A 16,229-nucleotide genomic window follows, 5' to 3' on the forward strand; every position below is an offset into this window, starting at 1 on the left:
ATGACGATGCGATCCATCGGTCTTGGCGCCATCCTGCCAGCGGCGGCGCTTGCGGCGCTGGCCGCGTGTCTTGCCGCGGTGCCGGGTTCGGCGCGCAGCGAAGGCCCCGCCAGCCTTGCCCTGCGCGACACCTTCCCGATCGGCTCCAATGGTCTGTGCGAAGCGCAGATCCTCCCGCCAGAGCCCGGGGCCGGGCTGTTTGACCGGCGCTACTCGGTGATCTGCCGGGATGCCGCGGCACCCATCGGCACGCTATGGGTGATCAAGGAACAACGTGGCGCAGCGGGCGGCGCGGCGGGGGATCTTGCACGCTTTGCCGGGGCTGGGGCCGAATGCGTCGGAGATGCCGCAGCCCCATCAGGCGCGCTGCCGGGGCTGGCGTCGGTCGAACGCCTCGATTGCCAGCGCGAGGGCAGCATCCTGCGCACTGATCTGCTGGTCGCCAGCCAATCGGGCCGCACCTATGCGGCGGCGGGCCTGTCGGCCTATACCAAGGCGCTGGAACTGGGGCTGGCTTCGTTGGCCAGTGACACAGTGGTGCCCGGCACGGTCGAAATCCCGCTGACCAGCGCCACGGATGCGATCGCATTTGCCCGCCAGCAGGCCGAAGCGATCGCCGCCGATCAGGCCCTCGCCGAAGCCTATCGCCGCTCCAACGCAGGCAATTTTGCCGAAGCGGCAGAGTTTTTCGCCGTCTCGGCAGCGGCGCTGGCGGGGCCGGGCGCGGCGGAGGCCCAGCTCAATGTCGCGCTCCAGCAATCCAATCTCGGCAATTTCGCGGAAAGCCGCCGCCTGTTCGTCGCCAGCCGGAGCAGCGGGGCGGCGAGCCCGGTGCTGGCCCGCTTGCAGCGCAATTACGAGGCGATGGACGCGCTCAACCAGCGTGAGCCGGCGCGCGCGCTGGCGCTGCTCGACAGGCCGCTTCCGAGCGAATCCGCCAGCGCAGACGATGTCCGCCAGCTCACCATCGGCTCTGCGCTGGCCGGGGAACTGGCGAGCGAGGGCGGGCGGATCACGGCCGAATATTCGCAGAGCCTCAGCCCGTCCGAACGCGCGCGCTTGCTTGATGGGCAGCACGCCTATCTCAAGGCGACGGTGCTGCGCCAGCTGGGCCGGACCGATGCTGCCGCTCCGCTGCTGCGCCGCGCCGAAGATGCCTTTGCGCAGGTGCGAGACGGCCGCGTTGTGTCCGTCGCATGGCTGCGCGCGCAGGTGCTGGGCGAATTGGCAGAACTGGCCGAGCGCGGCGGTGCGCCGGGCGAGGCCGAAGCGCTGCACGGTCAAGCCATTGCCCTGCTTCAGGCCGGCTACCCCGGCTCGCCCGCGCTCGGCAGTGCCCGCGCGCAGCTCGCCGGGCTCTATGCGCGCAGGGGCGAACGCGATGCGGCGCTGGCGCTTTACCGCAGCATCGTATCGGATGCCGAAGGCCGCGCGCTGCCGTCCTTGCGGGGCCTCATGACGCCTTATTTCGGGCTGCTTCTGTCCGACGGGGAGGGCGCGGGCAATACCGCCGCCGCGGCCGATGTTTTCGCGGCCAGCCAGCTGCTCCAGCGCCCGGGCCTTGCCCAGACGCAGGCCGCTTTGGCGCGGGAATTGTCCGAAGGGTCCGATGAAGCCGCCCAGCTGTTCCGCACCGCCACCAATCTCGGGCGCGGCATCGAGCAATTGCGCATGTCCCTGCTCGAGCTTGAGAACCAGCCCGATGCAGCCACGCGTCAGGCAACCAAGATTGCCGACCGCCGGGCGCAGCTTGACCAGTTGCAGCAGCAGCAGGCCGAAGTGCTTGAACAGCTCGCCGCCTATCCCCGTTACCGCGCGGTCAGTGACAGCGCGATCACGCTTCCCGATCTGCAAGCGATCCTCGCGCCGGGCGAAGCCTATGTGAAACTGGTGACGCTCGATCAGGATGCCTATGTTGTCTACGCCACTAGCGACAAGGCGCGCGTGTGGCGCGCCGATACCACGCCGAAACAGCTTGAGGCGCTGGTCACGCAGATCCGCGAAAGCATCGCCGTGGTCGAAGGCGGACAGGTGCTGACCTATCCCTTCGATATTGAGCGCGCGCGCGAGCTTTACGTGCGGCTGTTCGCCCCTGTCGCCGATGAATTGCCGCAGTTGCGCCATCTGGTGTTCGAGCCGGATGGCGCCTTGCTGAAGCTGCCGATCAACCTGCTTGTCACCGACGATGCCAGCGTCGCCGCCTACCAGCAGCGCATGAAGCAGAAGGGCGCGGACGAATATGATTTGCGCGGCACCAGCTGGCTGGGCCGCAATGTGCAGGTGAGCACGTCGGTCGCGGCCTCGGCGTTCCGCGATGTGCGCCGCAGCCGCCCGTCCGATGGCAAGCGCGCCTATCTCGGCCTGGGCGAGAATGCGCCGATTGGTACCGCCACCCCCGGTGCCCTGCGCACCCGCGCCGCCCTTGCCGCAGGCGAGCGGTGCACATGGTCGCCATCGATCTGGGCCAATCCGGTCAAGGCCGACGAACTGCGCGAAGCCGCTGCGCGGTTCGGCGGCTCGGCGCAGGTTTTGACCGGCGCGGCCTTCACCGACAGCGCGGTTGCCGGCCTGCCCGATCTGGCCGAATACCGCATCGTCCATTTTGCCACCCACGGTCTTGTCACCGCGCCGCAGCCCGAATGTCCGCCGCGCCCGGCGCTGCTGACCAGCTTTGATGGCAGCGAGGGTTCGGACGGACTCCTCAGCTTTGCCGAGATTTTCGGCCTGCGCATCGATGCCGATCTGGTGATCCTTTCGGCCTGTGACACCGCCGGCAGCGCCACGGTGGGCGCAACCCGCGAGGCGGGGGTGACCAGCGGCGGCGAATTCGCGCTGGACGGGCTGGTACGCGCCTTCGTGGGGGCGGGCGGGCGCACGGTGCTGGCCAGCCACTGGCCGGTGCCTGACGATTTCGACGCCACCGGGCGGCTTGTCTCGGGCCTGTTTGCCGCAGACGGGCGCACCACGGCCGATGCGCTGCGATCCTCGCAGGTCGCACTGATGGACGATGCCCAGACCTCGCACCCGTTCTACTGGTCGGCCTTTGCCGTTGTGGGCGACGGCGCGGCGCGGCTCGCGCGCTGAACGCGATGCAGGAGGGAGCGGCCGCCGCCGGTAAGGGCCCTCGCTTCGGCTGGCTGACGCGCGGCTGGCGCCATGTGCGCGAGGCGGGCACCGTCCAGCTGGCCCTGACCGTCATGCTCGTCTGCGTGGGGCTGTTCATCGCGCGCTACAGCTGGGTTCTGCCCGATGGCGCCGTGCCCACGCCGCTGACCGGCGAGGCGGAGCGCGCGCTCTACGATCTGCGCGCCTACTACGCCGCCGACCTGGTCGAGGAAGACAAGCGGGTGGTGCTGGTCGTCTATACCGATCAGACCCTGATCGCCGCACGCAAACGCTCGCCGCTCGACCGGGGGCTGCTGGCCAAGGCCCTGCGCACGCTCGACGCGATGGAGCCCAAGGCGATCGGGATCGACATCCTGTTCGATCAGCCGCAGGACGAGGACGAGGAGCTGATCACCACGCTGCGCGAGATGAAGACCCCGGTCGCGGTCGCCTATGCCGCCAAGGCGACCAACCCGGACGACATCGAGTGGGAACAGCAGCAATATCTCGACCAGTTCATGGCGCGGCTGAAGGGGAGCAAGGCGCGCCCGGCCAGCATCCGGCTCGATAACACCTTTGGTGCGACCCGGCTGTGGCCCGACAACCGCGATGGCCTGCCGCCGCTGCTCGGGCGCGCGATGCTGGCCGATGCGGGCGAGCCGGCCACCGCCTTTGCCGATTACCGGGGCTCGATTGATTACCGGCGGCCCAAGTTCCAGGATTCGGTGCTGTTCCCTCCGGCCCAGATCGATCTGTTCGTGAATCCCGACCCGGAAATCCTGCCCTTCCTCAAGGAACAGTATGCCGGCAAGTATATCCTGATCGGCGGGGATATCGTCGACTATGACCGGGTCGAGACGACTTTCACCTCGATCAACGGCGAAGTGCCCGCCGGGATCTCCGTCCATGCCGAGATCATTTCCCAGATGCTCGATGACCGCGTTCTCACTCCGGTTCCGGGCTGGGTGATCTGGGCTATGGCGGTTCTGGCGATACTTGCCGGGGTAGTGACCGCACTGCTCGAATGGCCCGCGCGGTGGCTGGCGCTGTTTGGTGTGGCGCAGCTCATGTTCTTTCAGGGCATGCCGTTTCTGTTGCAGGCCCGCAATATCGATACCTACGGATTGCCGGCGGTCGGCGGGTTGGTCGGGTGGATCATTGTCTTCGGTGCGGTCACATCGACAGCGCGCGCATCGAGCGCAGTGCGGCGCAATTTCGCCACCGGGGCGCTGGGCAAATATATCCCGCGCGACATTGCCCAGGCGATCATCGACAAGCCCGAACTGCTCAATCTGGGCGGCGAGAAGCGCGAAATCTTCGTGCTGTTCAGCGACCTTGAAGGCTTCACCAAGATGAGCCACGCGATCCCGCCGGAAATGGTGGCGAAGCTGCTCAACCGCTATCTCGATCTGCTGAGCCAGGTGGTGCTCGACCATGGCGGGGTGATCGACAAATTCGTGGGCGATGCGGTGGTCGCTTTCTGGGGGGCGCCGATCGCCCGCCCGGATGATGGCGCCCGCGCCGCGCGGGCGGGCTATGCCATGTGGCAGGCAGGCGAGTCCTTCCGGCGCGAGGTTGCGGCGATGGATGCAGACCTCCCGCCAATCGGCAAGACCCGCGTCGGTTTGCATCATGGCGAGGCGGTGATCGGCAATTTCGGCGGTGCGACCCGCATCCAGTACACGGCCCTAGGCGATTCGATGAACACCGCCGCGCGGCTGGAAGCGGCCAACAAGGCGCTCGATTCCAGCGTGATGGCCAGCCGGGAGTTTGCCGAAGCCTCGGGCCTCGATTGGTGGCGCCCGATGGGCCGGGTACAGTTGCGCGGGCGAGCGCAGGCGGTCGATCTGTTCGAACCCGCCCCGGATTTCCATGCGGATGACCGCGCTGCCCTGGCGCACGCCTGCGCGCTGGCCGCGACCGACCGCGCCGCCGCGCGGCTGCTGGCAGAGCAGATCGCACAAAGACACCCTCAGGATTCAGCGCTGCGCAATCTTGCGCGGCGGATGAACGAAATGGACGATGGAGGAACCTATGTTCTCGGATAAAATCAAGGCACGGCTCGGCGCGATCGCTCTGGCTGGTGCGGCGCTGGCTTTGCCACTGGCGGCGATGGCCGGGGTGGTGGTCAAATCGACCGGGCCATCGGCAACGAAATATCCCGTTGGCACCAAGCTTGACGACAATGCCTCGATCAGCCTCAAGGCAGGCGATGTGGTGACTGTGCTGACGGCCGAGGGGACGCGCGTCATCAAGGGCGCTGGCACGTTCCGCGTCGGGGATCGCCCGCAGGTTGCGGCAGACCGCTTCGCTTCATTGACCCGCAAGCGCGCCGCCACCCGTGTGCGCACCGGGGCCGTGCGCGGCGAGGGCGATGACAATCCGACCAACCCCAGCCTGTGGTATGTCGATGTGACGCGTTCGGGCACGATCTGCCTCTACGACCTTGCGACAGTGCGTCTGTGGCGTCCGGGGACCGAGGGGACCAGCACCTATTCCATCACCGATCACGCCGGATCGGCGCAGGCGGAGGTAACCTTCGATGATACGGTGACCGTCGCCGCGCTAGACCCTGCACGCCTGCCGATCACCGAGGCCGGGCAATACATGGTCACCGCGCCTGACGGCGCCACCACGGCGCATATCAATTTCGTGCTGCTGGCCGAGGATTATGCCGCGCCCGATGCGCTCGCAGAAGCGCTGATTGCCAAGGGCTGCACGGTGCAGCTTGAAGCGCTGGCATCAAGCCTGGAGGCTTCGGCAGAGGCGAGCGGAGGCTGATCGCCGGGCCGGAGTGCGTGGCGGTGCTCTAACGTCGGTGCGCGGGGCGGTGCAGCGCACCGATTGTCTGTTGCATCGCAGCCCCAAGCTTGGGACAAGAGCGCGGGGGTCGGTTCGTGGAAGCAGCATCTCGAGGGGGGATCGGATGAGGCGATTTTGGGCGGAGGTAATCACAGGCGCGCAGGCGTTGCCTCGCGGTGCCTTGCGCACGATCGCCGTTTTGGCGCTCGCCGCGTTGTATCCGGCGTCCAGCGCGATCGGCAACGGCACTTTCGAAGGCGTGGCAAGCTGCGCTGGATCGACCTGCCATGGCCGGGCCGAGGGCAATGGCGCAGTCGTGCGGCAGGACGAAATCGCCACCTGGCAGGAGCCTTCCTCCCCCGCTGGCGCGCATAGCAGGGCCTATGCGGTGCTGGGCGGACGGCGCGGTCAGCAAATCGCCGCGAGCCTCGGGCTCGGCAATGCACAGAGCGCGCCGGCCTGCCTCGGCTGCCATGCCACCAATGCCCCGGCGGGCCAGCGCGGGGCGAAGTTCACGCTCACCGACGGGGTCGGGTGCGAGAGCTGCCACGGGCCTTCGGGAGGGACATGGCTGGCGGAACACTATGCGCTGCCTGCCACCCATGACTCGAACATTGCGGCGGGTCTCACCCCGCTCGACAATCCCAAGGCGCGCGCGGGCGTGTGCCTCGATTGCCATTACGGATCGTCGAAGCCCGGCCAGTTTGTAACCCATGCGATGATGGCGGCGGGTCACCCGCGCATCTCCTTCGAGCTTGATCTGTTCAGCGCGCTCCAGCAGCACCACAACATTGATGCCGACTATGTTGCGCGCAAGGGCGCCCCTGACTCGGTGCGCTTCTGGGCGGTGGGCCAGGCCGAAGCGGTCCGCCGTGCGACCAGCCTGTTCGCACAGCCCAAGTTCGCTTACGAGGGCGCCTTTCCGCAGTTCACCTTCCTCGATTGCCACTCGTGCCACCGCACCATCACCGACGGGCCGAGCCGTAAGCTGACCTTCGAGACCAATCCGGGACGCCCGATCCCGTTCGGCAACCCGCCTTTCAATGACGAGAACATGATCATGCTCTCGGCCGTGGCGGGCGCGCTGGTGCCGGGAGAGGCGGGAGCCTATCAGACCGCCGCGCGCGACTTCCACAAGGCGATGGGCCAAGGCCCCGCCGAAACGCGCGCCGCCGCGCAGGCGCTTGCGGCGCGCGCGGGGGCTCTGTCGGATGCGCTGTCGGGCCGGGCCTATGGCAATGCCGACGCCTTCAGGATCATTGCGATCATCGCGGGCGAGGCGACCGCGCCGCGCTTCACCGACTATGCCGGATCGGTGCAGGCGGTGATGGCGGTGGACACACTGCTCAATGTGCTGGTGCGCGAGGGCCGGGTGACGCAGGGCGCAGCTGCCGGGATCAGGGGGGATATCGCGCGGGCTTACAAGGCGGTGGAGGAGCCCAATGCCTACCGCCCCGCCGATTTCCGCAGCGCTCTCAAATCGGCCTCGGGCGCGATCGGCAGGTTGCAATAGCCATGCGCAAGGGGGGGGACATTCTGGATCGCGGCAAGCGCACTCGTGCTCGCCTCCTGCGGGGGCGGCGGCACGTCCTCCGGTGGCGCAACCGGCAGTCCCGGACCGACCCCGACGCCTACCCCGCCGCCCGCCGGTCAGGTCTTCGCTGTTCCTGCCGCTGAAAGCCTGTCGAGCGCCGAAGTCGGCACGGTGATCGCGCAGGCCGCCGCAGAAGCCCGCGCGCGCGGCGCGGCGGCGACCATCGCGGTGACGGACCGGGTGGGCAATGTCCTTGCCGTCTTCGCCATGCCCGGGGCAGCGGCAACCGCGCGCATTCCGTCAGCGCCCGACGGCAGCAACAACGATGCGCAGGGGCTGACCATTCCCGGCGCCGGGGCCGCTATCGCCAAGGCTATCACCGGGGCCTATCTGTCGAGCAGCGGCAATGCCTTCTCCACCCGCACGGCGAGCTTCATCGTGCAGGAACATTTCCCGCCCGCGCCAACCACCGCCGGTCTGGAAAGCGGCCCGTTGTTCGGTGTGCAGTTCAGCCAGCTGCCCTGTTCCGATCTTGCCGCGCGGGCGAGCGACGGGTTGATCGGACCCAAGCGTTCACCGCTCGGTCTGGCGGCTGATCCGGGGGGCTTTCCGCTCTATCAGAACGGCGTGGTGGTGGGCGGCATCGGAGTGATCGCCGACGGGGTCTACGGCTTTGATCCCAATGTGCTCGACCGTGACACTGATCTTGACGAGGCAATAGCGCTGGCAGGCACGGTCGGCTTCGAGGCGCCGGTGGCAATCCGCGCAGACCGGATCACCGCCGATGGCACTTCGCTGCGCTATACCGACGTTGAATATCCGCAGATCGGCAATGTGGCAGGCGCAAGCTTCGCCGGCACCGCCGGCACGCTGGTTCCGGTGGCGGGCTATTTCACCGGCGCAGGGCTGCTTTCGGGCGCGATCTACGGCACCGAAGCCTCGGGCGTGCGCGCTTCGACCGCGGCGGAATTCGCCAATCGCGATGCCTTCGTGCTGTCGAACGGGGCGGGGACGAACCGCTATCCCTTGCGCGGCGGCACGGATGCAGCCGAGGTGGCCGCGCCGCTGACCGCTGCCGAGGCCCGCGCGATCCTTGAAGAAGCCTTCACGGTCATGAGCCGCGCGCGGGCGCAGATCCGCCAGCCATTGGACAGCCGCGCGCAGGTGACGATCAGCCTTGTCGATACGCGCGGCAGCGTGTTGGGGCTGGTGCGATCCCCCGATGCGCCGGTCTTCGGGATCGATGTCAGCTTGCAAAAGGCGCGCACCGCCAATTTCCTGTCCGGGCCTTTCGCCGCAAACGAGTTGCTGGCCGCCCCCGGAGAGGTGCCGCAGTTCGTGGCCCGCACCCGCAGCTTCCTTGCCGATCCCAATGCGCTGACTGGCGCCATCGCCTTTTCTGATCGCGCTGTCGGCAACCTGTCCCGGCCCTATTTCCCCGATGGCGAAGTGGGCCAGCCCAATGGCCCGCTGTCGCGCCCGATCCGGCAGTTCAGCCCGTTTTCGACCGGCCTGCAATCGGCGCTGGTGGTCGGTAATCTGGCCCAGCACCTCGCCTTTGTGACGGGGGCAAGCGCATCGGATACGCCGCGCGCCTGCACGGGGCTGCCGGGAGTGGCGGGCGGCAATCCGCGACTTGCCAACGGCATGCAGATATTCCCCGGATCAGTGCCCGTCTATCGCGGCAACACGCTGGTGGGCGCGATCGGCGTGTCGGGCGACGGGATCGATCAGGATGACATGATCAGCTTCCTCGGCCTCAACAATGCGGGCGCGCGGGTTGGCGGGATCGGCAATGCGCCCGCTGCGGCCCGTTCGGACCGGATTGTGGTGCAGGTCGGCTCGCGGCAGGTGCGCCTGCGTTATGTCGGCTGCCCCTTTGCCCCGTTCCTCGATACGGCGGCGCAGAACGTGTGCGAGGGGCTGTAGATGGCCCTGCTGCTGCCTGCGCTGCTGCTGCTTCAAGCGCCTCCGCCCGAGGCCGTGCAGCCGCCGGTTACGCCGCCGCCGGGCGAGGAGGCCGCGCCGCAGGACTGGGAGCAGGACATTCCTCCCGTCGATCCCGCCATCATCGAAGGCCGCCAGCGTCCCGGCTATACCGCCCCGCTGCCGGACCGGATCGAACAGCGCAATGAAGGAGCGATCCGCGCACCGCCGCCGGAAGCCTTCCCCACCGACCAGCTCCCCATTCCCGATCGCTGGCGGCTGATCGAAAGCCTCGGACTGGTGAAGGAGAACCTGCTAGATCCCTATAACCAGAACACCTACAAGGGTGATCGCCCGATCAACCCGGCAAAAGTGCCGTGGCTGCCGATCACGGGCGACGACTGGTTCTTCGTCGCCAATCTGATCTCCGACAGCGTCTACGAACCGCGCACCTTCCCGATCCCTGTAGGCGTGCAGACCACCGAAGACCCTGACCGCAACGACGTGTTCGGGAACGACTTCAGCCAGGTCTTCAGCCAGACCTTCATCGCCGGTTTCGCGCTGCTGAAAGGTTCGACCACCTTCAAGCCGCCGACCATCGAATACCGCGTCACGCTGGCCTACAACGTCAATTATGTCGATGTGCCCGAACGCCGCGTGCTGTTTGTCGAACCTTCGCGCCCCAGCCACCGGCTCGACCATTTCCTCGGGGTGCAGGAAGCCTTCGTCGATTACCACTTCAGCCAGTTCGACAATGACCGGTTCGATTTCATCTCGATCCGCGCAGGGATCCAACCCTTCCAGTCCGATTTTCGCGGGTTCCTGTTCAATGACCAGCAGCTGGGCGTGCGCCTGTTCGGATCGCGTGACAACAACCGCTTCCAGTTCAACCTCGGCGCGTTCTGGCGGCTGGAGAAGGACACCAACAGCGGCCTCAACGCGATTACCAAGCCGCTGCGCGATGATTTCGTGTTCGTCGCCAATGCCTACCGGCAGGATTTTCTGATCCCGGCGCTGACCAGCCAGTTCACCGTGGTCTACAACATGAACCGCGAAGCCGACGATATCGAGATCGACGATAACGGCTTCCCCGTGCGCCCGGCCTTGCTGGGCACGCTGCGGGGGCGCGAATATGACGTGGTCTATCTCGGCTACAACATGGATGGGCGGCTGGGCCGGGTAAACCTGACGGGTTCTTTCTACTGGGCGCTGGGCGAGGACCGGAACAGCTTCTTCACCGACCGCCCGGCCAATATCAACGCGCAGTTCGCCGCGGTCGAGGCGAGCTATGACCGAAACTGGATGCGCTTCCGTCTGTCTGCCGCCTACGCCAGCGGCGACAGCGATCCCTATGACGACACCGAAGGCGGGTTCGACGCGATCTTCGAGAACCCGGTCTTTGCGGGCGCGGATACCTCCTACTGGATCCGCCAGACCATTCCCTTCGCAGGCGGCGGGCGTGCGGTCAGCATCAACGGGCGCAACGGCCTGCTCAATTCGCTGCGTTCCTCCAAGGAACAGGGGCAGAGCAATTTCAACAATCCCGGCCTGATCCTTACCGGCATCGGCGCGGACTTTGACCTGACGCCGCAGTTCCGGCTTTCGGCCAACGCCAACCACCTGTGGTTCGAGGATACGTCGACACTTCAGGTGCTGCGGAACGAAGGTTCGATCCCGCGCGAGATCGGCTTTGATCTGTCGGCCGCGGCGATCTGGCGGCCCAAGGCGAACCAGAACCTCGTCTTCCGCCTGTCCGCCGCCACGCTGCTGGCGGGCGACGGTTTCCAAGACCTGTTCGCCACGCGCGGCGGCGGACAGGAGTTCGTCTCGATCCTCGCCAACGTGGTGCTGACCTACTGATGCTTGACCTCGGCCGAACCTTCATCCGTCACATCGTGCTGCTGGCAGCTGCGCTGGTGCTTGCCATTGCCCTGTTCGCAGGAAGCCCGATGGCGGCGGACAAGGAAAAGCCGGTCAAGCGCGATTACAGCGCCGTCTTCGCCCCGCCTGCGCCGCAACGGCAATCGGTCGCGGAAATGGATGCGAAGTCCGAAGGCTGCAACACCTGCCATATCAAGACCGACGCGCCGACCATGCATGTCTCGCCCGCTGTGCGGCTTGGCTGCACCGACTGCCACGGCGGCAATCCGCAGGTGCGCGGCAATTCCGAACTGCCGCACGATCATCCCGATTACGTCGCTGCCCGTGACACCGCCCACGTGCTGCCCAAATATCCCGGCAGCTGGCACTTCCCTTCCTCGGCCAACCCCAAGCGGTCCTATGCGCTCCTCAACAAGGAAGCGCCGGAGTTCGTGAAGTTCATCAACCCGTCCGATTACCGCGTCGCGCGCGAGGCCTGCGGATCGTGCCACGTGGGCGCGATCGAGGCGACGGAACGATCGATCATGGCGACGGGCGCGATGCTGTGGGGCGGGGCGAGCTACAATAACGGGATCCTGCCCTTCAAGAACTACCTGCTGGGCGAGGCCTATACCCGCGATGGCCTGCCTGCGAAGATCACCACGCCGGGCGCGGGGCCGGGGGGCAAGCTCTCGGATGATCAGGTGGCGCGCGGCGTGCTGGCCGAGATGTATCCGCTGCCCACCTGGCACGTGATCCCGCCGGGCGATGTGTTCCGCGTGTTTGAACGCGGCGGGCGCACGATCAATTCCCAGTTCCCGGAAATCGGCCTGCCCAACCCGACCGGCTCGATCCAGCGCCTTGAGGAACCCGGGCGGCCTGACCTGAAGCAATCGAACCGCGGCCCCGGCACAGGCCTGCGCGTCGCGATCCCCGCGCTCAATATCCACAAGACCCGCCTCAACGATCCCTTCACCTGGTTCATGGGGACGAATGACCAGCCGGGCGATTACCGCCATTCCGGCTGCGCCAGCTGCCACGTGGTCTACGCCAATGACCGCGAGCCGCGCCATTCGCTGACCTACGCGCAATTTGGCCGTGACGGGCAGACCATGACGGTCGATCCGACGATTGCAGGGAAGGTCGAGCACGCCGCCGGTTACGGCGAGGAAAAGCATGGCGCCGTCAAGCATCCGGGGCACAAGGAAGATGACGGGCACAGCCATGGCAAAAAGGACGACGGCGCCCTCACCACCCCGGACGGGCAGGTGAAGGAAAGCGGCCACCCGCTCAGCCACGTCTTCACCCGCGCGATCCCCACCAGCCAGTGCATGAACTGCCACATGCACCAGCCCAACATCTTCCTGAACTCGTTCCTCGGCTACACCATGTGGGACTACGAGTCCGATGCGCCCGCGATGTGGCCCAAACAGCAGAAATACCCCACCGCTGCCGAAGTGCGCGAAATCACCGACCGCAACCCCGAAGGCGCCGCGCCCAAGGGCCTGTGGGGCGACGTCGATTTCCTGCGCAACGTCTATGATCTGAACCCGACCCTGAAGGACACCCAGTTCGCCGACTATCACGGCCACGGCTGGAACTTCCGCGCGATCTTCAAGCGGGACCGCGAAGGCAATCTGCTCGATGCCGAGGGCGCAATCGTGGATCCGGACGATCCGGAGAAATGGCGGCGCGAGGGCGAGGGCAAGTTCGTTCCGGCCGGAACCAATCCGGGCAAGGCTGTCCACATGATGGACATCCATGCCGAAATCGGGATGCAGTGCGCCGATTGCCATTTCGAACAGGACAGCCACGGCAACGGCCTCATCTACGGCGAGGTTGCCAACGCAATCGAGATCACCTGCAAGGACTGCCATGGCACGTCCGATGCCTATCCCACCCTGCGCACCAGCGGCCCCGCCGCGCCGCCGGAAGGCCACGACCTCGCCCTGCTGCGCAATCCCGACGGCAAGCGCCGCTTCGAATGGAGCGAAGGCGCGGATGGCAGGCGAAAACTCGTCCAGCGATCGATCGTCGACCCGAGCCTTGAATGGGAGATGAGCCTCGTCAAGGACTCGGTCGATCCCGCAACACCCACCTTCAACGCCAAGGCCGCGCGGGCCAAGCTGGTCAGCCGCTACGGGGCGGAAACCGGCAATTTCGAATTCGGCACCGGCATCGCCGCCGATGACCGGGCGCACCGCGATCCGGAGATGGCGTGCTTCACCTGCCACCTGTCATGGACCACCAGCTGCGGCGGGTGCCACTTGCCGATCGAGGCGAACTGGAAGACCGCGACCCACCGCTACGAAGGCGGCGAGACGAGGAACTTTGCCACCTACAACCCGCAGGTCGCGCGCGACGAGATGTTCCAGCTGGGCAAGCACCAGACCACCAAGGGCAACCAGACCGCCCCGGTGCGCTCGTCCTCGGCGCTGGTGCTGTCCTCCACCAATATCAACCGCGAACGCATCTATGTGCAGCAGCCGCCGATCAGTTCCATCGGCTTCTCGTCACAGGCCTTTGCGCCGCATTTCCCGCACACGGTGCGCAAGACCGAGACCAAGACCTGCACCGATTGCCACCTCAGCGCCAAGGACGATAACAACGCGATCATGGCGCAGCTGCTGCTGCTCGGCACCAATTACGTCAACTTCGTCGGGCTGAATGCTTGGACGGGTCTTGAGGGTGGTTTTCAGGCAACTCGCGTCACCGAATATGACGAACCGCAGGCGGTGATCGGGTCATACCTCCACCGCTATGCCTATCCTGATTACTGGGGGCTCCATGTCGACCAGAACGGGCGAGAGCTGAAGAACTGGGTGCGCGGCAAAACCTTCGACAAGAAGCTGTCGGGCGAGACGCAACCGCTCGAAGAATTCGCCAATGTCCACGAAGGCACATCTGACAGGGTCGGCTGCCTGCAAGTGCGCGGCGAATACATGTTCGTCGCCGGCGGCAAGGACGGCTTCACCGCCTATGACGTGGCGAGCATCGCCAACAAGGGCACGTCCGAGCGTATCCTCAAGGGGCCGTTCTCTGCTTTGGGGCATGATACCAATGTGAAGACCGCCAACGCGACCTGCATGGCGCTGCCCACCAATCAGCCGATCGCGCCGACCCGCAGCACGCCCGAAATGCGCGAGATGAATCAGGAACAGCCGTTCCTGCCGATCTACAATTATGCGGCGGTGACCGATGCGGTGGAGGGCCTGATCCTTGTAAACGTCAACACGCTGGCGGACGGCGAATTCCGCAACAACAAGCTGACCCGCAAGGTGTTTGCTGACGGCTCCACCGCGTGGAACCACGGCGGGGTGCTGACCGGCGCGCGGCACATCGTGCTGGCGGGCGCGGTTGCCTATATCACAGCGGACCGCGGCTTGGTGGTGGTCGATCTCGCCGATCCCGATACGCCGAAACTGGCAGCGGTGCGCGAGCTTCGCGATGCGCGGGCGAGCGCGGTGCAGTTCCGGTATCTGTGGGTCACCGACGCGGACGGGGTGAAGCTGTTCGACATCACCTCGCTGCGCGATCCGCAGCCCGTGCCCGAGGGGGCGGTGCCGCTGGCCGATGCGCGGCGGCTGTATATCGCGCGCACCTATGCCTATGTCGCGGCCAAGGGTGATGGGCTGGTGATCCTCAACATCACCAACCCGCGCGCGCCCAAGGTCTACCAGAAGGTCACATTGGGCGGGACACTCAACGATGCCGAGGATGTGATCGTCGCTTCCACCAATGCATCGCTGTTCGCTTACGTGGCGGACGGGCGCAACGGGATGAAGGTCCTGCAACTCACCAGCCCTGACAGTCAGCGCAATTTCTACGGCTTCAGCCCCGCGCCTATCCCTGAGCTGATCGCCTGGGCCAGGACGCCGACCCCCGCCATCGCCCTGTCAAAGGGCCTCGACCGCGACCGCGCGGTGGACGAGACCGGCGGGCAGATGGCGGTGTTCGGCAGGCTCGGCTCACGGCCCTTTACCCGCAGCGAGATGGAGCAGCTGTTCATGACCCGCAGCGGCGTGCCGTGGAAGGTCAGCGATGATGTCGACATGAAGCGCTGGGTAGGGGTGGCGCCGCAGGGCGGGCAACGGGCGGCGCGGAAGTAGGACTTACTCCCGTTCGGCGAACATGCCCTCGATCATCGGTTGCAGCCCCGCGTGGAAGCGCGCCAGCACCTCCCAGTCGCCCACGCGCTCGTAGTGCGAGACAAGGTTCTGCCCGTCCCAGCGGTGCAGCGCATAGGTCGGCGGTTCGGTGGTGATCAGCTCGCGGTTGTCCGGCATGTTCTGGTCAATCGGGGTCAGGTCCATCGCCACCAGCGGCGCAACCGAGGGCGTGACGCCGAGCGGGATACCCGCAAACCGCGTGGTGATCGGGCGGTGGAGGTGCCCGCAATGGATCGCCTGCACCTGGGATTGCCCCTCCAGCACCTCGCGAAGCTGCTCCATCCACGGTTCGCGCGGCGCGGGGTCCATCCAGTCAATCCCGGCGACCACCGGCGGGTGATGCATAAAGATCACCGTCGGGGTATCGGGCGCTTCGGCCAGCCGCGTGGCCAGCCAGCGCGCGCGTACCTCGCAGAAGGCCCCGCCGTGGCGGCCGTCCTCCAGCGTGTCGAGACAGATCACCCGCAGGCCCATCCCAGCTTCGATCACATAGTGCAGGAAGCCGTCCTCGGCTGGCACGACCTGCGGGAACGCGCCCAGCAGACCTTCGCGGCTATCGTGATTGCCGACCATCGGCAGGATCGGGAAAGGACATTCGGCCAGCAAAGCGACGGTCTTGGCAAAGCTTTCCGCATCGCCGTGATCGGTGATGTCGCCCGACAGTACCAGCATATCGGGCCGATTCGGGCCATGGATCAATCGTTGCAAGGTCGCGCGGAAGCGGGTGAGGTTCAATTCCTCGGGGTGCTCTTTAGGAGCAAAGCCGACGTGAATATCGGTCATTTGCGCGATCAGCACCGCGCGGCCCGTGGAAGAAGCGCCCCCGTCCATGA

General features: G+C 66.4%; 8 protein-coding genes. 7 read left to right on the plus strand and 1 reads right to left on the minus strand.

Annotated elements, in window-relative coordinates; genetic code table 11:
* The 7 genes from KVF90_RS07575 to KVF90_RS07605 all read left to right on the plus strand — a co-directional run bounded on the left by KVF90_RS07575 (nucleotide 1) and on the right by KVF90_RS07605 (nucleotide 15,336).
* Nucleotides 1–3,084, plus strand: a complete 3,084-nt coding sequence (locus KVF90_RS07575; RefSeq protein WP_264394239.1) for a CHAT domain-containing protein — start codon at nucleotides 1–3, stop codon at nucleotides 3,082–3,084.
* Between the two features lie 5 nt (nucleotides 3,085–3,089).
* Entirely contained in the window at nucleotides 3,090–5,153 is a 2,064-nt protein-coding gene (locus tag KVF90_RS07580; RefSeq protein WP_264394240.1) for an adenylate/guanylate cyclase domain-containing protein, read from the plus strand.
* Complete coding sequence (locus KVF90_RS07585; RefSeq protein ID WP_264394241.1) at nucleotides 5,140–5,886, plus strand: hypothetical protein; 747 nt, start codon at nucleotides 5,140–5,142, stop codon at nucleotides 5,884–5,886. Before KVF90_RS07580 ends, KVF90_RS07585 begins: the two co-directional genes overlap by 14 nt.
* Nucleotides 5,887–6,031: 145 nt before the next feature.
* Nucleotides 6,032–7,420: a cytochrome c family protein gene (locus KVF90_RS07590; RefSeq protein WP_264394242.1), complete on the plus strand. Its 1,389-nt coding sequence runs from the start codon at nucleotides 6,032–6,034 to the stop codon at nucleotides 7,418–7,420.
* 45 nt (nucleotides 7,421–7,465) lie between these two features.
* The gene (locus tag KVF90_RS07595) at nucleotides 7,466–9,370 is read left to right on the plus strand and encodes a heme-binding protein (protein ID WP_264394243.1); all 1,905 of its coding nucleotides are present in this window, start codon (nucleotides 7,466–7,468) and stop codon (nucleotides 9,368–9,370) included.
* Nucleotides 9,371–11,227, plus strand: a complete 1,857-nt coding sequence (locus KVF90_RS07600) for a hypothetical protein (RefSeq protein ID WP_264394244.1) — start codon at nucleotides 9,371–9,373, stop codon at nucleotides 11,225–11,227.
* Nucleotides 11,227–15,336: a hypothetical protein gene (locus KVF90_RS07605; protein ID WP_264394245.1), complete on the plus strand. Its 4,110-nt coding sequence runs from the start codon at nucleotides 11,227–11,229 to the stop codon at nucleotides 15,334–15,336. Before KVF90_RS07600 ends, KVF90_RS07605 begins: the two co-directional genes overlap by 1 nt.
* Before the next feature lie 3 nt (nucleotides 15,337–15,339).
* On the opposite strand, the gene KVF90_RS07610 is transcribed toward KVF90_RS07605, so the two are convergent.
* The gene (locus tag KVF90_RS07610) at nucleotides 15,340–16,227 is read right to left on the minus strand and encodes a metallophosphoesterase (RefSeq protein WP_264394246.1); all 888 of its coding nucleotides are present in this window, start codon (nucleotides 16,225–16,227) and stop codon (nucleotides 15,340–15,342) included.
* Nucleotides 16,228–16,229: the final 2 nt, after the last annotated feature.

The sequence above is a fragment of the Porphyrobacter sp. ULC335 genome (assembly GCF_025917005.1).
GTDB lineage: Bacteria > Pseudomonadota > Alphaproteobacteria > Sphingomonadales > Sphingomonadaceae > Erythrobacter.

What these genes read in the sequence shown, in the direction of transcription:
- KVF90_RS07575 (WP_264394239.1), top strand. Translation starts at nt 1, where the DNA reads ATGACGATGCGATCCATCGGTCTTGGCGCCATCCTGCCAGCGGCGGCG.
- KVF90_RS07580 (WP_264394240.1), top strand. Translation starts at nt 3,090, where the DNA reads ATGCAGGAGGGAGCGGCCGCCGCCGGTAAGGGCCCTCGCTTCGGCTGG.
- KVF90_RS07585 (WP_264394241.1), top strand. Translation starts at nt 5,140, where the DNA reads ATGTTCTCGGATAAAATCAAGGCACGGCTCGGCGCGATCGCTCTGGCT.
- KVF90_RS07590 (WP_264394242.1), top strand. Translation starts at nt 6,032, where the DNA reads ATGAGGCGATTTTGGGCGGAGGTAATCACAGGCGCGCAGGCGTTGCCT.
- KVF90_RS07600 (WP_264394244.1), top strand. Translation starts at nt 9,371, where the DNA reads ATGGCCCTGCTGCTGCCTGCGCTGCTGCTGCTTCAAGCGCCTCCGCCC.
- KVF90_RS07605 (WP_264394245.1), top strand. Translation starts at nt 11,227, where the DNA reads ATGCTTGACCTCGGCCGAACCTTCATCCGTCACATCGTGCTGCTGGCA.
- KVF90_RS07610 (WP_264394246.1), bottom strand. Translation starts at nt 16,227, where the DNA reads ATGGACGGGGGCGCTTCTTCCACGGGCCGCGCGGTGCTGATCGCGCAA.